Here is a 22264-nt window from a genome sequence, read left to right as displayed (position 1 = left end):
GGTTATATAATAATGTATAATAAGTTACTTTTAGCTGTTGATGGCTCAGAAAATTCATTACGTGCAACTGAAGAAGCGGTTAAAATTGCTCATTTATGTACCGAGTGTTCTATAGACGTTGTTTTTGTCGCAGATCATTCGAAAACAAAAAGTGAAGTCCTACATGCTCAAGGCAAAGAAGAATTGAATTATGAACGCCGAAAAAAAATATTGCCTGTAGAATCAAATTTACAAGAAAATAAAATTTCATATACCCTCTATATGCTACATGGTGATCCGGGAAGTATTATTGTAGAACATGCAAATAACGAATCGATTGACATGGTGATTTTAGGGAGTCGTGGATTGAATGCACTTCAAGAAATGGTTCTCGGCAGTGTGAGTCATAAGGTTATGAAGGGTGCAGAAAGTCCTGTGCTAATTGTAAAGTAAAAGATTATCCTCTCATTTTTTGAGAGGATTTTTATTAGAGATAAATACTAATATTTAATATAATGGTTAATTTTAATTAAATTTATATGAGACGATCTATTTTATGTATAATAGCATTAAGGATGGTGAGCGGAATGAGACATTATTATTGGGAATTAGATAAGCGACATAATAAGCGTAATGTATATATTACTGATGAAGCGGATAACCGTATAGGTGAAGTAAAATTATCAAACGAAGCGGGATTTGATGAGAAAAATAGTTATACGTTTACTTTTAAAGATAATGACACTTACTTCCTAGGTCTTAAAAAACGCCGTTTTAAAGATATGAATGTCGCGCGGTATCGCATGATCTTTAGAGGAGAAAAATTTAAATTAAGAGAAAGAAAAATTCATAACATTATGAACTTCCGAGTCGATGGTATCATTAATGAGACACTTTATGTGTTTAAAGAAAATGCGACAGGTGTTGTAGAAATGATAAAGAATAACACGATTATCGGTAGAATTACAGATGACGAAATTGTATTAAATGATAATGCAGAACGTTATGAAATAAGCGTCCTAATCATGATGTACTTTATGTTTAAATTATATAAACGTGAAGATATTCCATTGAAAAAATACCTTTAGAGAATTCAGTGATAATCTTACGAATGTATGAGTGTTGTTTAATTTCTTAATTCAAAGGTTTCGAAGTAGGTAATCAGATTAAAAAGTGCTATATAAGTAGAGGTGACCACTTATACAGCACTTTTCAATAGTCATAGTGAGTAAGATCTAAATCACATTGACCTGTTAAAATGTGATTTACAATATTTTTTGCAATATAAGGTGCGGCAGTCAAGCCACTTGATCCGAGACCATTAATAGCATATGTGTTTTTCATGGGTTTTCCTATAAAGGGAAGAAAATCTCGAGTATAGGGACGAAGGCCAACCTTCATTTCAATATCTTCAAATTCCGTCTCACCAAAATATTTTGGTACTAACCCTTTCAAGTACTGATAATTTTCTTCACTTGGACTTATATCAAAGCTATCGGTGTCTATATGTGTCGTTCCAATGGCAAAATGGTTTAATTCTGTGTTTACTATATAGTGACTACGATGCATAATGACCGGAAGGTGTTGATAATTCGTGTTTAGAGTCTTAAAATGATAGATTTCCGCACGTTGATGTGAAACTATTGGGTCGAATGGTTGCTCAACTCCCCAAGCGCCTGTTGTAAAGATATATGTATCTGAATCATTTCTATCTTCCACATTAAATGAATTATTTTTAATGACACCACCGAGGTTTACGTACGCATCTTTTAAAGCGTTTAATAACGCTTCCCCAGTAATTTGCGCTCCACCTGAAACATATAGACCTCTGAAACCCTCTCTTAATGCAGAATTCTTCTCGATATTAGTATTTAACTCACCAATTTCAGGATACGTCTTTTTTTTATCTTCAATTCTTGTTCTTGCTTTTGAGAATCTTTTTTCATCATCAAATAATATTACAGCACCATTTCTTTTGTATTTTGGTTCTTGGAGTGTATGTTCTTTTAAAAGTTTTATAAACTCTGGATAGTATTTTGCTCCACCTGTCACGAGTTTTAGCCATGGTTTGTTGCGTCTTTGTGAGACCCAAGGAACAATGATTCCTGCTGATGCAGCACTTGCCTGACCAGGATCATTTCTGTCGTAAACGACAGACTCTATATTTTTCTTTTGTAATAAAAAAGCGATGCTCATTCCTTGCAAGCCACCACCAATAATATGAATCATAAAAATCCTCCTGCGTCTTTTATAAAAGTATAAGGTTTTTATCGTAAATATTTCAAGTATCAAACATAGAACACACGTTCTATGTTTGATATAATATAAGTGGTGAAAATTATGGAGAAACGTATCATACATGTAGATATGGATGCATTTTATGCTCAAGTAGAACAAAACGATAATAAGGAATATAGAGGTAAACCAGTAATTGTAGGTGGCCGGTCTTTTAGTCGTGGTGTTGTGTCTACAGCAAGCTATGAGGCACGAAAGTACGGCGTTCATTCAGCTATGGCAATGAAAGTAGCGCATCAAAAATGTCCGGACGGTATTTTTTTACGTGCTAGATTTGATAGATACAAAGAAATCTCTGCTCAGATTAAAGAGATATTTTTATCGTACACAGATATTGTAGAACCACTCAGTTTGGATGAGGCATATCTCGATATCACTCATCTCGTGAATAGAAAAAAATCTGCGCGAATGATTGCTATTGAAATACAGAGCAAAATTTATGAAACAACAGGTCTAACTTCAAGTGCTGGAGTTTCTTACAATAAATATCTAGCAAAGATTGCTTCAGGTATGAATAAACCAAGCGGAACCACTGTGATTGATTACGACAATGTTCAAGAACTGCTATGGAAGTTAGAAATTGGCGAATTTCCAGGAGTAGGGAAAGTGACTGAAGAAATTATGAAGTCTAAAGGTATTTACACAGGAAAAGACCTGTACGGTTGGTCCAAAGATGCGCTCATACTAGAATTCGGTAAACGTGGTGAGAGTCTCTATAACAAAGTACGTGGTATAGGAACAGCAATACTTAAAAAAGATAGAGTACGTCAGAGCATTGGCAAGGAAATCACGTTTAGCTACGACCGAAATGAAGACGAAGAATTACTCAGAGTGTTACTATCTTTATCAGAACAAGTCAGCGTTCGTTTAAAAGAAAGAGATATTGTAGGAAGGGTCATCACAGTGAAATTGAGAAATAATGATTTTACGACGCATACAAAACAAACGATGTTAATGAATCCCGTAAATAATACGGATGAAATCTATGAGTTTGCATCGAAGTTATACATGGATTTGAAAGATCCAATGGCACAAGTACGATTGATTGGGGTTACAGTATCTGGTTTAGAGACACGCGTTTATAGGAATATGACAATCTATGATTTTATCTAATGTACAATGAATGATATACTATTAAAAGAATTTTTTATAAAGAAGGGTTAAAAATTGATCATTAAGACAGACGAAGAGTATCAAGGAATGAAGGAAATCGGTCAAATATGTGGCCGTGTTTTAAAAGAAACAATTCAATTTACTGAAGTAGGTATGACGACGAAAGAGGTCGACGAATTTGCAGGCAAGAAATTAGAAGAATATGGGGCAGTGAGTGCGCCAAGCAATGAATACGACTTTCCTGGATATACGTGTATCAGCATCAATGAGGAAGTTGCACATGGTATTCCTGGATCACGTATCATTGAATCTGGAGATCTTGTAAATATCGATGTTTCTGCAACCAAGAATGGTTTTTACGCAGACACTGGATTATCATTTATTGCTGGTGAATCTACAAACGATAAAAGACAGCGCGTCATCGATGTGTGTGAAATGGCGTTTGAAGAGGCAATGAAGAAAGTAAAACCAGGTGCAAAAGTCTCGCAAATCGGACGTGCAGTGCATAATACAGCACGCAAAAATGGTTTAACTGTAATCAAGAACTTAACAGGTCATGGTGTTGGACGTAGCTTACACGAAGATCCAAAACACGTTCTAAATTATTTTGATCCTGCAGACAAATCTATTCTACGTGAAGGTATGGTACTAGCAGTGGAGCCATTTATTAGTTCTAACGCAACATTTGTTACAGACGGAAAAGACGACTGGGCATTTGAAACTAACGATGGCAGTTTTGTTGCACAAAAAGAGCACACAGTTTTAGTAACTAAAGACGGTCCGGAATTACTAACAGAAGTAGACTAAAAAAGTTCGCACAAAACTTTGTGCGAACTTTTTAATACTCATAGCCATTTACGATTAGATCAACTTTTCCAGTTTCAGGATCCATTACAAGACCATGAATTGGGACACTGTCGTCCATAAGTGGATGGTTTTTAACATTTTTGACACCCGCTTGTACGCTTTCTTGTACGCTTTCAAATCCTTTAAGCCAGTCATATACTTCTATGCCCGAGTGTTTCAAGGTTTTAAAAATTTCATTATTGATACCACGATTTTTCATCTCTTCAATAATTGGCTCTGGTTTTAAAGCACCAAATCCACAATCATGATGTCCCATGATAATAACTTCGTCTACATCTAACTGATAAACTCCAACTAAAATACTACGCATCGTACTTCCGTATGGGTGAGAAATAACTGCTCCTGCGTTTTTAACCTGTTTGATGTCACCATTTTTTAAGCCAAGTGCTTTTAATGATAGTTCCGTTAAACGCGTATCCATACACGAAACAATTAGTAATTTCCTATTAGGCGTTTTGGTAGTCGCATACTCTAGAAATTTTTTCTCTTTCACAAATTGAGTATTATACTCGAGTAATTCATTCAATAAAGTCATACGCTGTATACCTTCTGGTCAGTTTTCTTTGAAACAATTTTTTTGTGTATCAGTGAGTTAATTTGAGCACCTAGAATTAGCACGATCGAGGTTATATATAACCAAAAAATTAAAATAATCACACCTGCAATACTACCGTAAGTTGCAGTATAGTTACTAAAGTTAGAAACATAGAATCCAAAGCCAGCTGAAATTAATAGGAACACAATCGTTGAGAATAGCGTTCCTGGAATCACTGATTTAAGCTTTACTTTGATGCTTGGAGCAAGTGTGTAAACAAGTAAAAAGACAATAAATACAATGATCACAGGTAATACTGTACGGACTAAATTCCAAATCCATTGGAATTCTTCATCGAGTCCAATACTGCCAAACATGAAGTTTCCTATTGAGTCACCTAAAATTGTGAATACGAATGTACCAACTACTGCGAGTGCAAGTAGAATAGTAAATATTACTGATAAAATTCTTGCTACAATTGGATTTCTTGTATCCTCAATATCATAAGCAACGTTGAATGCGTTCATTAATTGATTCATACCATTTGACGCTGACCAAAGCGTTAAAATTAACCCAATAGAGAATAGACCCCCAGATTTTGTATTCATTACTTCATTTATAATACCATCGAGCAAACCCGAAATTTGTTCTGGTGCATATTGGTTGATCATGTTCGTTAAGTTATCTGCATCAACGTTAAACATCGGCACAATGGATAATAAGAATATTAGGGCAGGGAATATCGCAAGTAAGAAATAATATGCGAGCTGCGCTGCCATTCCAGTCGTATTATCTTTACTGAATCTAAATAAAAGTTTCCCAACAAAGCCTGCGTTATCTTTTAAATTAACAGGACGGTTTACTTGAGATAAGTATAGCGTTCCATTCTTCTTATTTGGAATTGACTTGAATTCTACATAATCGACGAATGTATCTTTCTTTTGGAGTTCTTTCTTCTTTTCTTCAGTCTTCTCTTTAATCTTTTTTAAATACTTTTCGTTATCTTCATAGGACATTACTTTCCCTCCTGTAAAAAAGAAAAGGGCGTAATGATACGCCCTTAATTCTAGTTTAAATGTTTTTGATCTCTATATTTCATAAACGTATCTTTTGCATCAATGATTGATTGCTCAAGCTCTGGGTTGTTTCTACGAATCTCTTCTATCGTATCTTTCCAGAAAAGAATCTCTTCTTTAATTTGTTCGAATTTAGATGGTTCATTTGATGCGTTAGAGAATTGGTTCTTTAACTCATCTGGATTCTTAGCGAAAGACACGGCTTTCTTAGAACCAGAAATAACATTCTCTCTTGTCGATTTATCAACTAAGCTAACGAGTCCGCCGACAAATGCACCAAGTAGAACTGCTGGTAATAATTTGTTTTTCATTCTTATCTACTCCTCAAGTATTATTACTAATCTACCTTAGATATATCCATTTTAGCTATTTTTCAAACTAAAACCAATAAAAATTCCTACATTATGGCTAACTTTGTTAAAATGAAACCATATAATCTTGTAGGAGGGGTCTAATGGATATAAGTAAAATGCTAGAGGATATCGAGGAAAACCTTAACGTAGTTAACAAAGGTATTCTTAAGGCAAAAGATTTTAGTGAAGATAATTATGTTAAAATAAAAGAGGTTCATGAGTTTGTTTCTAGCCGTAATAAATTTTCACCACAAGAAACAACAATGATTCTCGACGAACTTAAAAATTTACGAAATTAATCAAGGGGTGTAAGTATGGAATTAAATCAAAAGTTACAAAATTATGCTGAATTATTAGTAGATGTTGGTTTAAACATCAATGAAGGTAAGCGTATGTTTATAAATGCAACAACTGATGCGTTACCGCTTGTTAGAAAAGTAGTAGAAGTTGCTTATGATCGTGGGGCTTCTGAAGTTAAAGTAAATCTTTCTGATGATAAAATTCAACGCATGAACGTTGAAAATCGCAGTGAAGATGAACTTGCTACAGTACACGACTGGATTGTTGAAGAGAGAATGCACTACAGCAATGAGAAAGCTGGTTTCTTAAGCTTAATTTCTAGTTCACCTGAATTATTAAAAGGGATTGACCCAATGAAGTTACGCAAGATGCAAATTGCTAATGGTACAGCATTAAAGGAATTCTCTGCTCGTTCGCAATCAGATTATCATTCATGGTGTGTTGCTGGTTATCCTTCACCTGAGTGGGCGAAACTTGTTTATCCAGACTTAGAAGAAGAAAAAGCCGTTGAGAAATTACTTGATTTAATTCTATACACAGTCCGTGCAGATCAGGATAATCCTGTTGAAGCTTGGTTACAACATGACAAAAATCTACACGAAAAAGTAGATTATTTAAACGGTAAAAAATTCCACGCACTAAGATTCGTTTCTCCTGGAACAGATTTAACAATAGAGTTACCTGAGAAACATCTATGGGCTGGTGCATCTAGTAAAGATAGTGATGGTCGTGACTTCATGGCAAATATGCCTACTGAAGAAGTGTTTACAGCACCTAAGAAAACAGGTGTTAATGGATACGTTTCTAACACTTTACCTTTATCTCATGGTGGTAATATCATAGATGACTTTAAATTAACATTTGAAGACGGAAAAGTCGTTGATTTTGAAGCGGGTGTTGGTTACGAAATCTTAGAAAATATTTTAGAAACAGACGAGGGTGCGCGATTCTTAGGTGAAGTCGCTCTCGTACCGGATGATTCACCAATTTCTAACACGGGCACATTATTCTACAACACACTTTATGATGAGAACGCATCATGCCACATCGCATTAGGCTCGGGATATGCATTCAGTGTTGATGGTGGTAAAGAAATGTCACGTGAAGAATTAGAAAAAGAAGGCATTAATGACTCGATCACACATGTGGATTTCATGATCGGGAGTGCTGACTTAGATATCACTGGGATTGAGAAAGACGGTACTGAAACTGCAATCTTTACTAAAGGTGATTGGGCATTTTAAAAAACTCATGTATATTGTGTCTAAATTATGTTAAAATGAATGTAAGTATATATGAATATAGGGGGCTGCCAAAATGGAAGCATTTGAGTCATTTGGATTTTTCGGATACGCAATGAGCACACTCATTCTAATAGCGTTCATGGTTGCTATCTTAGGCTTTGCAGGGGTATTGTTTTACTTCCTATCAAAAGCATTCCACAGCCAAGATGCAATTACAGTGGATACAAAACAAGAAGCATTAGATAGACCCATTTAACAAGGAGAGGAGACACGTTCTCCTCTTTTTTTCAATTATTTTAAGAATAGGTGGAAATTATGATTAAAAAAATGTCGGAGTCTTACACAGTAAAAAGTGCGATTGTTTTCCCATCAGATACGAACAGCCACCACACCATTTTTGGTGGAAAGCTACTTGCATACATAGATGATGTTGCAGCAATTACTGCAAGACGTCATTGCCGATCAAACGTTGTTACTGCGTCGATTGATTCAATGGATTTCTTAGCGCCAATTGATCTCGGTGAAGTTGTAATGTTAGAAGGAGTGATTACTGGAACTGGACGTTCATCTATGGAAGTCATGGTAAAAGTATCTAAGGAAAGTTTAACTGAAGATTCTAAACCAATCTTAACTGGATTTTGTTTCATTACTTTTGTAGCGTTAGATGACAATGGAAAATCTAAACCAGTGCCTGGAATCGAGTGTGATTCTGAAGCACTCCAATTCTTGATTGATAGCGCAAGTAAACGTGTTGAAAGAAGAAAGGCCCGTTTAGAGCATACTAAAGAATTATCGGAGTACATTGCGAAAGATTTATTTTAGGTGATTGTATGAAAGTGACAAAGCTAGTTGCTTTAAAAAATAACTTCTTTAGAGTCGAGTTTGATAATGGAGAATATCTCAGAGTCCACGAAGAAGGGCTCATCAAACATGTACTATATAATGGAAAAGAATTAACAGATGAAGATTTTGAACAAATAAAATCTACATTAGATTTTGATCGTGCTTATATCAAAGCCATCCATTACATTAGTTTTAAACTTCGTTCAGAGTACGAAATCTATACGTATTTAAGTGAAGATTTTTCTGAAGAAGTTATTTTACGCACGATTGAGAGACTTGTCAATGAAAACTATATCAATGACTCTATTTATGCAGAAGCATTGAAGAATACAATGCTTAATACGACAGATAAAGGCCCGCTACTATTTAAAAGGGAACTTGAAAAGAAACGGGTACCAAAAAGTATCATTGATGATGCAGTTGAAGCATTTAAAGAGAGCATTGAACCAGATCGACTCATCAAGATACGCGATAAAGAATTAAAGAAGTATAAAGGATCAAAAAATTTATTTAAAAAAAAGTTAACTGAACGACTGATGACAAAGGGATATACACTTGATTTTATGAGTATAATACCATCAGATGTTGAGTTTGATGATGTTGAATTTTTTGAGAAAGATTTTGAAAAATATTATAATAGACACGCGAGAAAATATCGTGGTTTTGATTTAAAAAATAGAGTGATTAGAAGTCTTCTAGGGCGAGGATATTCATATTCACAAATAGAAGAAAGAATAGGAAGTATTGAAGATGATTTCATTTGGTCAGATGACGAGAGTTGAAATAGAAAAATACATTGCTGAAACACGTGAAAAAATGCGAAAAGCCGAAATGATGGGGATTGAGAATGAGTACAGAGTACTAGAACGCCAAGCGCTAATTGCGGAGTGTTATCTCGTAGATCTCTCACAAATCGAAAAGGGCAAAATATATAAGGTGATCTCTAACGAAGATTTATTTTTTAAAGTCGATTACTTAAAAGGTGTATTTGCTTGGGGCTTTTTTATTGGTGGAGATCATCACGAAGAAGCAATCCCTGTTTCTATGCTTCAACTTAATAAAAGGAAAAAATAATGCAAGAAATTGTACTGCATAGAGCAACCGATATTGTATATCATAAAGAACCAGACAAACTTAAAGACCGAATTCTCAATACTCCAACCCACATCGTCCTAAAAAATATATCTACAACTTTATATCGAGGAGAAGTACTCGGAATTTTAGGTGATTATGAAACACTTAAGTTTTTGAAGGATATTTTAGTTGGACTAATTCAACCAGATAGTGGACGAATTAGATATAAAGATACATTTTTAAGTCTGGATGTTGAAGACCATATACTGAACGATCATTTAGTTCATATATTCATAACTGAAATACTTGAAGAGTATATGACTGAAACAGAACTCAAAAAGAGTCTGCTCAAGCTAAATCGCCATCCATTAATTAATAACCACTGGGAAAAACCTATTACTAATCTTTCTAGGCAAGATATTGCTGTGATTTTGCTTGAAGTATCCGCAGAGGTCAATGCAGACATTACGGTCTATAACAACTTCTTCAGGTATTTAAATGAAAGTTCTTTCTTAAGATTTAAAGAAGTAGTGAACACACATGAAACAAAAAATCGTGGAGTGTATTTACTAGAGTCTAGCTTTGAGCCGATTGAACTATTAGCGAACCACTTCATTTGGTTATCATATGGTCAGATGAGATTTGAAGGTACAGTAAAAAAAGGATTCGACGTTTATAATCAGTATTTAAAGAAACGTAGTCAGTTAAAAAGTTTAGATGAAGAAGCGCTATTTGACCTTGAGTGGAAAGAACGCATGTATGAGACTGCTCAGTTTAAGCATAATTTTCAACGTCGTCAGAAGAAGTATGAATCCGTAATTGATAAAATCAATATCCAGCGCGTGATTATTTCATTCATACTCGTATTTACTATTATTTTATCTTCTACGTTAATCTTTATGGATATTCAGTTTTCTAAAGAACAAAAGATTTTTACTGAAGAAAAACTTACGGATACTTCTGAAGAAGTGAGCAATAGACTGAGATACGGTTTTATAATAAGTGATGATTTCTCTGTTGATGGGATAGAGATTGCTAAGTATTCATTGATTAGAATTACGAGTGATCAAGGTGACACGATGACTGCTTCAGTCAATGGTAAGGAAGTTAAAGTTACATCTAAAGATGTGCTGTATTTCAATCCGGCATCTATGTATGAATCTGTTCAAGCGGATACAGTAAGACAGTACACAACGGACACGTATCTTTATAACTATATGTTTTATTCACATTATTTAAATAAAGATGTGAGTGTTGCTAAAGATAATATGACACTTACAGATGAGTCCAAATACAGTGTTAAAGTAGATGGAATAGATATCACTTATCTCGTTGATAATGAAACGATCATCGGTTTAGTAACATCTGGTTCAGATCAAAAAGAAATTATTGAAGCATTTGATATACAGGAAGACGAAGGGTTTAAAATATTTAAAAGTGAGAACGGCTTTGTAGTTTATGATAAAGAAGCAAACAACTGGCTTTTCTTAAGTAGATAGGAGCGCATATGAATCAGAAATCTAGATTTTTAATTCGAGAGTCATTTGGCGTATCTGGCAGAAATATAAGGAAGGTACTATTACCGACAGCATTATACACTGCTGTTGGAGTGATACTTTTTATTCTCAGTACATTTTTAGAAGATAATGATATGGTGAGAATCACTTATACAGCAGTTGGTCTTATCACTGTTTGTTGGCTTTATTCTAGTACAATTTTAAATCAGTACGCTTTATTCAAGAAAGATTCAGTAATTAAAGTGAATTACATTCCAATGTATTTTCGCGTATTACCAACAATCTTTTACCAAACGGTGCTATTCATGCTATTTGTAATTCTATATAGTGCACTTGTAAGTTTGAAGACTGGAGAGTTCATGCTCCACACACTGTCTTTATTTTATTATCTTGTGATTGGAATTGTATTAATTATTCCGTTCATAATTTTGTACATTCAAGTGAGTCGTTTTACAAATACTAAAATAGCAAACTTAATTGTACTTGTCGTTTTGTTACTCGTAACACCTGTCTTTTATGTGGGTGATAATTTACCCAATACACTAGAAAATATCCTACTTTTAAATCCATTTTACTATGTGATTGAAAGCATACAGCTGTCGTCAGTTGGTATACCTTGGAGTTTAAATAGGCTGCCACAAGATGTTTTATTCATCTCAGAGATGCTTCTCGTCTACTTATGGATAATGGTTGGCTACAAAAAACTAAAAGTAGATTTTATTTCATAAACAAAGTAGTGCACATCAATGTGCACTACTTTATTTTTTGCTGTAATTTATCTTCAGAAAATACCCAACCAGTAAAGCTGGATATGATCACTTTGTCTTCTTCATTTACTTTTAAAATACATACAAATGGATAGTGGCCATCTTTTAGATATCTGAGATCGATATAACGTACTTCAGTAAGTCCGTCTTCTATCGCCGTTATTTCATATCTATAAATCGAGGAGAAGTAGGTAAATGATCTAAAGTTTTCATCATCTTTAATGATTTCGTATAAATCATCTCTCATAGGTTTCATTTTATCAAATTGGTCGTATAGAACTATTTGTGATTTAAATGCACGCCCAACAAAAAATGAATGTTCAGTTTTTAATGCAACACGCCACTCAAAGAATTTAATAGTCGGCATGATAAATGTACTTAAAATTTCTTCTTTAGGAAATAGATTCCGAACTCTTCGCTTCAATGTTTGTTGATATGCATATCTAGCGATATAATAGATAGCAATGATGCTATATATGATTATGAAAAGTATAATTGGATCTAGTCCTAAAAACCATAGCACGAGGTAACTGCTTAATAGCATGATAATTGGTATGTCAATGGTGTTAATAAACCCTAGTTGAATCCATGTATTCCTAAGGGGCCGTATCATCTGAGTTCCGTACATGTTAAATATATCAACAAATACGTGTAAGAAAACAGCGAGTAAGGACCAAAAATACATATTCACGAATGGTAAACCAAATGCGAAATGGCTAATTGTCGCAAGTAGGACTGGCCAAATAATGAAGGTAAAAGGAATAGAGTGAGTAATACCTCTATGGTTTTTAATATATACCGCATTATTTTTCATCTTTAAGATAGTATCTATATCAGGGATTAAACTTGCCCCTATAACTGTTGCACCAAATCCTAATGTGAGTGGATCAACACTTGGGTCTAATGTAGCAAGTCCGAGGAGCGTTCCTCCCATAAGTGTGTGTGTAGCAGTATCCATATAAAATCCCTTCTTAACTAAATAAAATTTACGGTGTGATTAGGTGTTAAATAAAAATGAATTTGCGTTAAATTTACTCGAATGGTATCACAATAATAAACGTGATTTACCATGGAGACGAACAAACGACCCATATAAAATATGGCTATCAGAAGTTATGTTGCAACAAACTCAAGTGCAAACAGTCATTCCATATTACAATAAATTCACGACTAAATACCCAACTCTAGATGACCTTGCAAATGCAGAGGAGCAAGATATTCTAAAAGATTGGGAAGGACTAGGGTATTATAATCGAATCCGGAATCTTCACCTTGCTGTGAAAGAAGTGCAGTCATCGTATGACTCCATTGTTCCAAATGAACCTGAACCATTTCTAGCGCTTAAAGGTGTTGGACCCTATATTGGTGGTGCAGTACAGTCAATCGCATTCAATCATAGAATCGCAGCTGTGGATGGAAATGTACTTCGCGTCATGGCGCGACTTAATGTAGATGATCGAGATATTAGTAAACAATCGACTGTGAGATCAGTAAAATTATTTGTGGAAACTATCATTCCATTAGAATCAGGTGATTTCAATCAAGCGTTAATGGAACTCGGTGCAACCGTTTGTACACCGCGTATTCCAAAATGTGTCACATGTCCTGTTCAAAGTCATTGTGAATCATTTAAATCTAACTCAGTATTACTTTACCCTAAAAGTACGAAATCTAAAAAGAAAACAGAATTATATTTTAATGTCTTCTTGATTTTAAATAATAAAGACGAAATATATATGTTTAAAAATGATAAAAACCTGTTAAAAGGGATGTATAAGTTCCCAAAATATGACATTGATACAAGCATTGATACGATAGAGGAAGCGTTAAACTTGAAACTTTCACAATTGAAAGAACCAATAGCAGAAGAGAAACATGTATTCACTCACCAAGTGTGGTACATGAATGTTTATCTTCTATATACTAATAGTGAGAGTCAGCATTTTGTGAAGATTAGTGAGGTAAATGAATATCCAATAAGTGTAGCGATGCAAAAAGTCTTTAAGCATCTACATTAATTACTATAATATTCTATGGTATAATATATAAGTAAAAAATAAGGGGTGTGGAAACATGTTTAAAGAGTCCATACCAAAAGAAGGACAGAAAGTTCGTATCCAAAGTTACAAGCATGATGGTAATATCCATAGAGTTTGGAAAGAAACAGTTGTCCTAAAAGCAACTGAAGATATTATCATAGGTGGTAATGATCACACACTTGTCACAGAAAGTGATGGTAGGTGTTGGGTTACTCGTGAACCAGCAATTGTATATTTTCATAAAGAATTATGGTTTAATGTCATCTGCATGTTTAGAGAAGATGGCGTATATTACTATTGCAACCTTTCTTCACCCTATCTATACGATGGAGAGGGTATCAAGTATATTGATTATGATTTAGATATTAAAGTATTCCCAGATGGGAAATATCACTTGCTTGATGAGGATGAATACCTCGTTCACAAGAAACGTATGAAGTATAGTACTGATATCGACGAAGTACTAAAAGTGAATGTAGATATCTTGCAGCAATGGATCGAACAAGAAAAAGGACCTTTTGCGACAGATTTTGTAAAAATTTGGTATCAGAGATTTAAGAAATTTATGAAGTAACGTAAACCAATCGTTTGATTGGTTTAATTTTTTAGGAGGAGAAAAGTTGGTAAGACGTTATTTACAATTCGTTAAACCGTATACGAAACAAGTTATACTAACACTTATTATAGGTATTTTAAAATTTGGTATACCTCTCCTTATTCCATTACTCGTGGCATACACGATTGATGATGTAATCATGGCACAAGATCTCACAAATAGTGAGAAGCTCAATAAGCTCATTAGCGTCATGATCATATTTTTCGTTATATTTGCTATTGTAAGGCCACCAGTGGAATATGCGAGACAATATATCGCACAGTGGACATCAAACAAAATACTATATGATATTAGACAAAGTCTATATTCACACTTACAGAAGTTGAGTGCTAAGTATTATGCAAACAATAAAGTAGGAGAGATTATCTCTCGAGTAATCAATGATGTTGAACAAACTAAAAATTTCATTATTACAGGTCTGATGAACATTTGGTTGGACCTTGCTACAATATTAATTGCATTGACAATAATGTTTACAATGAATATAAAACTCACATTAATTTCAATGATTATATTCCCGTTTTATATTTTTGGAGTATGGTATTTCTTCTCAAGATTGCGTGCACTCACTCGTTCTCGTTCACAAGCAGTCGCAGAATTACAAGGGTTCTTACATGAACGTATTTCAGGTATTAACGTTATTCGCTCATTTGCAGTTGAGAACCATGAACAAGTGAGATTCGACAAAGTTAACGATAACTTCTTAACGAAAGCTACGAACCATGCAAAATGGACCGCGTACAGTTTTATGGTGGTTAACACAATTACGGACATTGGACCACTATTAGTTATTGGATTTGGTGCGTGGCAAGTGGTTTCCGGCGACCTTACAGTTGGTGTTCTTGCAGCATTTATTGCATATTTAGATCGATTATACGGACCGCTGCGTCGATTGGTTTCATCTTCTACAACACTCACTCAAAGTATTGCGTCAATGGACCGAGTATTCCAACTCGTCGATGTAGAATATGACATTGAAAATAAAAAAGATGCATATGATATTCAAAATGTTACAGGTGAAATTTCGTTTAATAATGTTAGCTTTAAATACAATGAATACGCAGAAGAAGTTTTAAGCGATGTAAACTTAAATATTGAGGACGGTGAAACAGTCGCATTCGTTGGAATGAGTGGCGGTGGAAAATCATCACTCGTATCGCTCATCCCAAGATTTTACGATGTGACTCAAGGAAGTGTTCAAATTGATGGACAAGATATCAGAGACATCACCCTACATTCACTGAGAGATAACATCGGAATGGTAATGCAAGATAATGTATTATTCTCAGATACAATTAAGAATAATATTTTACTGGCAAAACCAGATGCAACGGATGACGAAGTTTACGAAGCGGCAAGAAATGCGAATGCCGAAGAATTCATTTTAGAACTTGAAAACGGGTATGATACAGAAGTAGGGGAACGCGGGGTTAAACTGTCAGGTGGACAAAAACAACGTATCGCTATTGCGCGTGTATTTCTGAAAAACCCACCAATTTTAATTCTAGATGAAGCGACGAGTGCTTTGGACTTGGAAAGTGAAGCAATCATACAAGAAACAATTCGAAAAGTATCGAAGGATCGTACGACAATTATTGTTGCGCACAGACTTTCAACAATCACGCATGCAGATAAAATCGTAGTGATTGAACATGGGCAAGTAGTTGAAGTAGGCACACATCAAGAATTACTAGAAAGTGATGGTGCATATTACAGATTATTTAGCATCCAGGATGTGTAATTAAATGGAAAAAAAGCCAATAGATATTAGTTTTCTTGGACGAAGTACTTTAGATGCAGCACAGCAGTTGCTGGGTAAAGAAATTGAAACCGTAATTGATGGAGAAGTTACGAGTGGATTCATAACAGAAGTAGAAGCATATCTTGGGAGTAATGATCGAGCTGCACACACTTTTGATGGTAAGGTTACAAAAAAGAATGCTATGATGTTTGAGCCTTATGGGCATATCTATGTCTATACGATTCATGGACATAATTGTATGAACTTTGTTACAACGACAGAACAAGCAGAAGGTGTTTTAATTCGTGCGGTTGAACCAAGTATCGGTCAAAATATTATGGCCGAACGACGTGGGAGAAGTAAAAACCTATCTGATGGACCAGGCAAGCTTACGGAAGCACTTGGCATTAATCGTAATGACCACAATGGTATGCATATTAATGGAACCATACTAAAAATTTACGGAGGTAAAACGCCTAAGAAAATAGAAGCTACAAAACGTATTGGTATAGATAACAAGGAAGAAGCAGTAGATTATCTGTATCGCTTCATTGTAAAAGGTAATCCACATGTTAGTAGATTTAAGGGTATAAAAGATATAGACAACGGTTGGAAATAGAAAACGCCTAGCTTATAAAAATAAGCTAGGCGTTTTCTGTTATTCATCTAAAGTTTCTTGTTGAATTTCAAGTTCATTATCTTTCGTATGATATTTAAAGTAACTGTTTGCTAATCTATCTGCACGTTCGATTGCTTTTTGATACTCATTCATAGAGGAGATGATTTCTAAAATATTTTCATATTTTAATCGAATATCTGTATTTCTAAGTTTACTGTATTCATCTAAAAAGTTTTCCATAAGCGTGTTCTCGTAATATGCAGTAGATTCTTGATAATAGATAGAAGTTTCTGGTGGAATCTTTCCTGCAATTTTTAAGAATACTTGTTCATGGAACGCCATGAGTTGATCCATCTCAATACGGATCCTGTTCGTGAAGTCGTCGCTTACATACTTATAATCATTTTCTAAACGGTTTAAGTTTGAGAGTACAATATATGCTTTCCTCGTCATCACAATCATTTGTTTGAATAAAATTTTATTTCTTAAATCTGAGTAAGTGGTTTTCCTAAAGTAAGGTCGTTCTTCCCTAAACCAACTGTACATAGTCTCGAGCTTCGTTACACGCTTGTCTAATTCTTTTACGTCCTTACGAATACTCATCGCATCACTTGCACCGTTGATTTCAAGTCTGATCCATTTAAAAATATCGCTTGTAATACTCACTGAGTGGTTATACATCTTATCTTCATACTTTGGAGGAATTACAAATAAGTTAATTATAAGTGCACATAATACCCCAATCATGACGAGTGAGAATCTAATAAATGCTGTATAAATAAAGTCTGATGTCTCCATAACTGTACCGAGTGGCTCATCCATTATAGCGATGACCGTCACTACAGCTAGTGTAGACACACTTTGTAATTTAAAGAAGATAAGGATAGATAAAACAAGGATAATAGTAAGACCGATAACAATTAAGTTACTATCAAACATCAGTACCATCAAAATAGCAGAGATGGCACCGATAATATTTCCTCTAAACTGATTCCAAGTTTGAATGAAACTTTTGTGAACGTTAGGTTGTAATGCGTTGACTGCAGCGATTCCTGCAATAAGACCAGGTGTAATGTCTAGTGCATTAACAACTAAAAATGTAAGAACGACTGCAAGACCTGTCTTCAATATTCGGGCACCGAATTTCATCGCCTCAGCTCCTAAAAGTCATTTTTAAAGACGTCTTCTACAATCTTGAGTGTTGCTTCAATGTCTTCATACGTATGTGCGGTTGTGATAAACCATGCTTCGTATTTCGATGGTGCAATCATCACACCTCGTTTAATGAGACCGTTAAAGAATGTTGCAAAAGCTTCACCATCTGTATTTTCAGCACCAGTGTACTCAGTCACTTCATCTTCACCAAAGAAAATTGAGAATGCACCAATTTTACGGTTGATATTTGCTTTGATTCCATATTTTTCAATCAATGCGTTGAGTCCATCTACGAGCATTTCACCTTTTTTGTCTAGGTCTTCATATACGCCGTCTTGTTCAAGTACTTCAAGACAAGCAATACCAGCTGCCATAGATAGTGGGTTACCTGCCATTGTACCTGCTTGATATGCTGGTCCAAGTGGGGCAACAGATTCCATGATTTCTTTCTTACCACCATAGGCTCCGATAGGAGTACCACCACCGATAATCTTACCAAGAGCAGTGAGGTCAGGTTGTACGTTAAGCAAGTCTTGAGCGCCACCGTACATAAATCTAAAAGCAGTGATGACTTCATCATAAATAACAAGTGCACCATTTGTATGTGCAATTTCATTTACTTTTTCTAAGAAACCGGCATGTGGTTCAACGATACCGAAGTTACCAACGATTGGTTCTACGAGTACTCCAGCGATTTCATCTTTAAAGTGGACAAATGCAGCTTGCAAAGCTTCTAGGTTATTAAAAGGAACAGTGATCACATCATCTGCTACTGCTTGAGGTACACCTGCAGAGTCCGGAGTTCCAAGTTGTGAAGGACCACTTCCAGCAGCAACAAGAACCAAATCAGAGTGACCATGGTAGCATCCTTCAAATTTAATGATTTTATTTCTGCTAGTATAAGCACGAGCAACACGAATTGTTGTCATCACAGCTTCCGTACCAGAGTTTACAAAACGAATACGTTCTAAGTTAGGCATTGCCTTTTGAATTTTTTCAGCAAATTCAATTTCAAGTGGAGACGTTGTACCATACAGAATACCACGTGCACTCTGTTTCACAATTGCTTCATGGATATGTGGATGTGCGTGACCAGTGATGATTGGGCCGTATGCACTCAAGAAATCGATGTATTTATTTCCATCAACATCATAGAAATAAGCACCCTCAGCACGATCCATTACGATTGGCGCTCCACCACCAACTGCTTTGTATGAACGTGATGGTGAATTGACACCTCCAAGTATGATATTTTCACTTCGCTGTCTTAATTTTTCAGAGTTTTCATGTTTAAACATTACTGCCATCCTTTACACATGTTTATTAAGATATTTTACCATAATTCTCCGTCTACTTTAATCAGAACCCCTTTGTGTTTTCAAATCATGAAAATAAGGTACACTTATATAGAAGGAATAAAAAGGAGTGTATCTTAATGGAAAAATTTCCAAAGTTTAGATTAGAGAATCAAAACGGAGAAATAGTTACCAATGATGACTTATCTGGTACAACAGTAATTTATTTTTATCCGAAAGATAATACACCAGGATGTACAACACAAGCGTGCGATTTAAGAGACAACATCACTTCATTTAATGACTTAGGTGTAACTGTGTATGGTGTAAGTAAAGATTCTAAAGAATCGCACCAGAAATTTATTGAAAAACAAGACTTAAACTTTGATCTATTAGTAGATGAAAATCATGAACTGGCTAAGGCAGCGAGAGTGATCGGTGAGAAGAATGTCTTTGGTAAGTTAACAGTAGGACTAATCAGAACAACCTTTGTCATAGATAAGGACAGTAATATCTTAAAGCGGTTCGATAAAGTAAGTCCAAAGAAACATGTTGAACAAGTATTGGAATTTTTAAAAGAGGGATAATATGATCGTTTTATCAACGATAAACTTACATGAAAAATATATTGAAGATATTGAAAAAGAAGGACTAACGTATAAATTTGTAAAATCAAGTGAGCTAACTAAAGCGGATTTAAATGAAGCGGAAATCATGATTTCTTATGGTTCAAGTAAAGATTTTAAAAACCCAGAATACCTAACAAAAATTAAATGGCTTCATGTCATGAGTGCAGGAATGGATGAAGTACCAAAAGAAGTATTTGATAAATGTATTGTTACAAATTCTTCAGGTATTCATAAAATCCAAATGGCAGAATATGCTGTTGGGTTAATCTTGCAATTTTATAAGAACCTTAACCAAGCATTTGAGAATCAAAAAGCTCATTTCTGGGATAGTAATCTAAAGAGTGAAGAAATTTCTGGAAAAACTGCGTTTATTTTAGGTACTGGAAACATCGGTACACGACTCGCAAAATTACTTTCCGCATTTGACGTTAAGGTTATTGGTTTCAATACTTTAGGAAGAGAAGTAAACCACTTCGAAAAAACTCTTCCTATTATAGAACTAAAAAATAGACTTGGTGAAGCAGACATCGTAGTTAACATTTTACCGAGTACCAACAAGACTAGAGGCCTTTTAGATATCCAGATGTTCGAACAAATGAAAGACTCAGCATTGTTCTTAAACATTGGCCGTGGAGATGTTATGACTGATGAAACAATGATCGAAGTGTTAAAGAATAGAATTATTCGTCATATGTTACTCGACGTATTCAATGAAGAACCATTAAAAGAAGACTCAGTATTCTATGAATTTGATAATGTGACTATCACACCACATGCAAGCTCAAAAACAAGCGAATATATTCCTAGAGCGTATAAAATCTTTAAAGATAATCTTCTAAGCTTAAAAAATGATCAGTCAATGAACAATGTTGTTACGTTTGAAAAAGGCTATTAATATTGACAAAGATTATTAATTATATGTAAAATTAAGTGTAGTAGAAGATTAGAAAGTAGGTTTACGCCTATGAAAATGATGGATAAAGAACAGACGTTTATCGAATCAATCAATAAGTTAAAATGTACAGGTGTAAGAATTACACCACAAAGAAAAGCAGTTCTCGAATACTTGATCGATACTGAAGAGCATCCAACAGCTGATGATATTTTTAAAGCACTATCACACGAGCACAAGAATATGAGTGTCGCAACTGTATATAATAATTTAAAACTTTTTAAGGACACAGGGTTAATTACTGAACTGTCATATGGAGATTCATCAAGTCGATTCGATTTTAGAACGAACCCACATTATCATATTATATGTACGGAATGCGGAACAATTACAGATTTTGAATACCCAGCACTAGAAGAGGTAGAGCACCTCGCTGGATTATTAACAGGTTATGAAGTTCACGGACATAGACTAGAGTTATATGGACGTTGTCCAAAATGTCAAAATAAAAAAAGTGACGAGTAGTTTTCTACTCGTCACCTTTTTTTATTTAGTAATTCTTCTTTAATCTTTTCGCGTCTGTGTTTTACGTTCATATCATTATCGAACACTTCACCCTCAAGAGCTTTATCTAAAGTCAAAGGCTCTTTACAATGCTGACAGTAATCCACAGTTCCTAGAATCTTAGTATATCCACCACAATTTGGACACTCGACCATAATAGCACGTGCACTGATCATACCGATCCAAAAGTAAACTACAAAACTAAGTAGTATAGGAATGACTCCTAATATTAAGAAGAGTAACATCAGCCATGGTATTTCTCTAAAGAAGATACCAAGATACATGATAATCATACCGGCAAATATCATTGCGAGGGCATAACCTCTAATACGTAAGATCTTGTTCCCAGGTAATCTCATATTTTCACCTCAAGATTATTATATACTTTTATATTAATATAATGTATCATATATGAGTGTTCGACAAAGAATGTTTATGCTTTATAAATTTAATAAAAAATCTTTAAAAAAGGTGTTGACCTTTTTAAACCAACTTGGTATTATTAAATATGTCGTTAAGACGGGCGTACGAATTGCAAATGATTCGTACATAAATACAAACTTTATTAAATAAATATTAAAAAGTTGTTGACACCAAGAAAACGACGTGCTATATTAGAGTAGTGCTTGCGAGTGATGGTTCGAGCAAGCGGCAAACAAGAACATTGAAAACTGAATGACAATATGTCAACGTTAATTCCAAAAATACACTCTACGGAGTGACTGAGAGAACAGTATAAAACACGGATATA

At 34.7% G+C, this 22264-nt stretch carries 27 protein-coding genes; 19 read left to right on the top strand and 8 right to left on the bottom strand.

What is annotated here, in order from left to right; translation table 11 throughout:
• Nucleotides 1-12: 12 nt before the first annotated feature.
• Nucleotides 13-432 (top strand): universal stress protein, encoded by a 420-nt coding sequence (locus H9D55_RS07950; RefSeq protein WP_186078398.1) that lies wholly within the window; start codon nucleotides 13-15, stop codon nucleotides 430-432.
• Between the two features lie 134 nt (nucleotides 433-566).
• Nucleotides 567-1067, top strand: coding sequence for a hypothetical protein (locus tag H9D55_RS07945; protein ID WP_186078396.1), 501 nt, complete (start codon nucleotides 567-569; stop codon nucleotides 1065-1067).
• A 124-nt stretch (nucleotides 1068-1191) separates the two neighbouring features.
• Here H9D55_RS07945 and H9D55_RS07940 read toward each other — a convergent pair whose 3' ends face one another.
• A complete protein-coding gene (locus H9D55_RS07940) occupies nucleotides 1192-2208 on the bottom strand; it encodes an NAD(P)/FAD-dependent oxidoreductase (protein ID WP_186078394.1) in 1017 nt (338 codons plus the stop codon).
• A gap of 108 nt (nucleotides 2209-2316) precedes the next feature.
• Between H9D55_RS07940 and dinB the strand changes: the two genes are divergently transcribed.
• Complete coding sequence (gene dinB, locus H9D55_RS07935) at nucleotides 2317-3387, top strand: DNA polymerase IV (protein ID WP_186078411.1); 1071 nt, start codon at nucleotides 2317-2319, stop codon at nucleotides 3385-3387.
• A 54-nt stretch (nucleotides 3388-3441) separates the two neighbouring features.
• Nucleotides 3442-4194, top strand: a complete 753-nt coding sequence (gene map / locus H9D55_RS07930; protein ID WP_186078392.1) for a type I methionyl aminopeptidase — start codon at nucleotides 3442-3444, stop codon at nucleotides 4192-4194.
• A gap of 31 nt (nucleotides 4195-4225) precedes the next feature.
• On the opposite strand, the gene H9D55_RS07925 is transcribed toward map, so the two are convergent.
• From H9D55_RS07925 to H9D55_RS07915, 3 genes are read right to left on the bottom strand one after another with little or no spacing between them, the layout of a single operon-like run.
• The gene (locus H9D55_RS07925; RefSeq protein WP_186078390.1) at nucleotides 4226-4789 is read right to left on the bottom strand and encodes a beta-class carbonic anhydrase; all 564 of its coding nucleotides are present in this window, start codon (nucleotides 4787-4789) and stop codon (nucleotides 4226-4228) included.
• Entirely contained in the window at nucleotides 4786-5805 is a 1020-nt protein-coding gene (locus H9D55_RS07920) for a YihY/virulence factor BrkB family protein (protein ID WP_186078388.1), read from the bottom strand. Before H9D55_RS07920 ends, H9D55_RS07925 begins: the two co-directional genes overlap by 4 nt.
• Nucleotides 5806-5855: 50 nt before the next feature.
• Entirely contained in the window at nucleotides 5856-6176 is a 321-nt protein-coding gene (locus H9D55_RS07915; RefSeq protein ID WP_186078386.1) for a YtxH domain-containing protein, read from the bottom strand.
• A gap of 143 nt (nucleotides 6177-6319) precedes the next feature.
• Here H9D55_RS07915 and H9D55_RS07910 point away from each other — a divergent pair, with 143 nt between their 5' ends.
• The 8 genes from H9D55_RS07910 to H9D55_RS07875 all read left to right on the top strand — a co-directional run bounded on the left by H9D55_RS07910 (nucleotide 6320) and on the right by H9D55_RS07875 (nucleotide 11924).
• The gene (locus tag H9D55_RS07910) at nucleotides 6320-6517 is read left to right on the top strand and encodes a DUF1128 family protein (RefSeq protein ID WP_186078384.1); all 198 of its coding nucleotides are present in this window, start codon (nucleotides 6320-6322) and stop codon (nucleotides 6515-6517) included.
• Nucleotides 6518-6532: 15 nt separating this feature from the next.
• Nucleotides 6533-7762 carry an aminopeptidase gene (locus H9D55_RS07905; protein WP_186078382.1) on the top strand — a complete coding sequence of 410 codons (1230 nt, stop codon included), beginning with the start codon at nucleotides 6533-6535 and terminating at the stop codon, nucleotides 7760-7762.
• Nucleotides 7763-7835: 73 nt separating this feature from the next.
• Entirely contained in the window at nucleotides 7836-8018 is a 183-nt protein-coding gene (locus H9D55_RS07900) for a hypothetical protein (protein ID WP_186078413.1), read from the top strand.
• 59 nt (nucleotides 8019-8077) lie between these two features.
• Entirely contained in the window at nucleotides 8078-8584 is a 507-nt protein-coding gene (locus H9D55_RS07895) for an acyl-CoA thioesterase (RefSeq protein WP_186078380.1), read from the top strand.
• Between the two features lie 8 nt (nucleotides 8585-8592).
• On the top strand, nucleotides 8593-9387 hold the full coding sequence (locus H9D55_RS07890) for a RecX family transcriptional regulator (RefSeq protein WP_186078378.1): 795 nt from the start codon (nucleotides 8593-8595) through the stop codon (nucleotides 9385-9387).
• On the top strand, nucleotides 9356-9679 hold the full coding sequence (locus tag H9D55_RS07885; RefSeq protein WP_186078376.1) for a YfhH family protein: 324 nt from the start codon (nucleotides 9356-9358) through the stop codon (nucleotides 9677-9679). The genes H9D55_RS07890 and H9D55_RS07885 overlap by 32 nt, the downstream gene beginning before the upstream one ends.
• Nucleotides 9679-11178: a hypothetical protein gene (locus H9D55_RS07880; protein WP_186078375.1), complete on the top strand. Its 1500-nt coding sequence runs from the start codon at nucleotides 9679-9681 to the stop codon at nucleotides 11176-11178. The genes H9D55_RS07885 and H9D55_RS07880 overlap by 1 nt, the downstream gene beginning before the upstream one ends.
• Before the next feature lie 8 nt (nucleotides 11179-11186).
• Nucleotides 11187-11924, top strand: coding sequence for a hypothetical protein (locus H9D55_RS07875; RefSeq protein WP_186078373.1), 738 nt, complete (start codon nucleotides 11187-11189; stop codon nucleotides 11922-11924).
• A gap of 25 nt (nucleotides 11925-11949) precedes the next feature.
• Here the strand turns inward: H9D55_RS07875 and H9D55_RS07870 are convergent, their stop codons facing one another.
• The gene (locus tag H9D55_RS07870) at nucleotides 11950-12921 is read right to left on the bottom strand and encodes a metal-dependent hydrolase (protein WP_186078371.1); all 972 of its coding nucleotides are present in this window, start codon (nucleotides 12919-12921) and stop codon (nucleotides 11950-11952) included.
• Nucleotides 12922-12964: 43 nt separating this feature from the next.
• Between H9D55_RS07870 and mutY the strand changes: the two genes are divergently transcribed.
• The 4 genes from mutY to H9D55_RS07850 are packed head-to-tail and all read left to right on the top strand — an operon-like array spanning nucleotide 12965 to nucleotide 16978.
• On the top strand, nucleotides 12965-13981 hold the full coding sequence (gene mutY, locus H9D55_RS07865; RefSeq protein ID WP_186078369.1) for an A/G-specific adenine glycosylase: 1017 nt from the start codon (nucleotides 12965-12967) through the stop codon (nucleotides 13979-13981).
• Between the two features lie 55 nt (nucleotides 13982-14036).
• The gene (ntdP, locus tag H9D55_RS07860) at nucleotides 14037-14576 is read left to right on the top strand and encodes a nucleoside tri-diphosphate phosphatase (RefSeq protein WP_186078367.1); all 540 of its coding nucleotides are present in this window, start codon (nucleotides 14037-14039) and stop codon (nucleotides 14574-14576) included.
• A gap of 46 nt (nucleotides 14577-14622) precedes the next feature.
• Nucleotides 14623-16359 (top strand): ABC transporter ATP-binding protein, encoded by a 1737-nt coding sequence (locus H9D55_RS07855; protein ID WP_186078365.1) that lies wholly within the window; start codon nucleotides 14623-14625, stop codon nucleotides 16357-16359.
• A 4-nt stretch (nucleotides 16360-16363) separates the two neighbouring features.
• On the top strand, nucleotides 16364-16978 hold the full coding sequence (locus H9D55_RS07850; RefSeq protein WP_186078363.1) for a DNA-3-methyladenine glycosylase: 615 nt from the start codon (nucleotides 16364-16366) through the stop codon (nucleotides 16976-16978).
• Nucleotides 16979-17017: 39 nt separating this feature from the next.
• Here the strand turns inward: H9D55_RS07850 and H9D55_RS07845 are convergent, their stop codons facing one another.
• Nucleotides 17018-18127 carry an FUSC family protein gene (locus H9D55_RS07845; protein WP_186078362.1) on the bottom strand — a complete coding sequence of 370 codons (1110 nt, stop codon included), beginning with the start codon at nucleotides 18125-18127 and terminating at the stop codon, nucleotides 17018-17020.
• A gap of 11 nt (nucleotides 18128-18138) precedes the next feature.
• A complete protein-coding gene (locus H9D55_RS07840) occupies nucleotides 18139-19431 on the bottom strand; it encodes a glutamate-1-semialdehyde 2,1-aminomutase (protein WP_186078360.1) in 1293 nt (430 codons plus the stop codon).
• Nucleotides 19432-19568: 137 nt separating this feature from the next.
• Between H9D55_RS07840 and bcp the strand changes: the two genes are divergently transcribed.
• The 3 genes from bcp to H9D55_RS07825 all read left to right on the top strand — a co-directional run bounded on the left by bcp (nucleotide 19569) and on the right by H9D55_RS07825 (nucleotide 21474).
• Nucleotides 19569-20015 (top strand): thioredoxin-dependent thiol peroxidase, encoded by a 447-nt coding sequence (gene bcp / locus H9D55_RS07835; protein ID WP_186078358.1) that lies wholly within the window; start codon nucleotides 19569-19571, stop codon nucleotides 20013-20015.
• 1 nt (nucleotide 20016) lies between these two features.
• Nucleotides 20017-20952, top strand: coding sequence for an NAD(P)-dependent oxidoreductase (locus H9D55_RS07830; RefSeq protein WP_186078356.1), 936 nt, complete (start codon nucleotides 20017-20019; stop codon nucleotides 20950-20952).
• Nucleotides 20953-21027: 75 nt separating this feature from the next.
• Entirely contained in the window at nucleotides 21028-21474 is a 447-nt protein-coding gene (locus tag H9D55_RS07825) for a Fur family transcriptional regulator (protein WP_377274985.1), read from the top strand.
• 11 nt (nucleotides 21475-21485) lie between these two features.
• On the opposite strand, the gene H9D55_RS07820 is transcribed toward H9D55_RS07825, so the two are convergent.
• Nucleotides 21486-21872, bottom strand: coding sequence for a DUF2614 family zinc ribbon-containing protein (locus tag H9D55_RS07820; protein WP_186078352.1), 387 nt, complete (start codon nucleotides 21870-21872; stop codon nucleotides 21486-21488).
• Nucleotides 21873-22264 lie beyond the last annotated feature (392 nt).

The sequence above is a fragment of the Phocicoccus pinnipedialis genome (assembly GCF_903994035.1).
Classification (GTDB): domain Bacteria; phylum Bacillota; class Bacilli; order Staphylococcales; family Salinicoccaceae; genus Phocicoccus; species Phocicoccus pinnipedialis.
The sequence above is the reverse complement of the archived record's forward strand: the minus strand, read 5'-3'. Positions and strand labels throughout refer to the sequence as shown.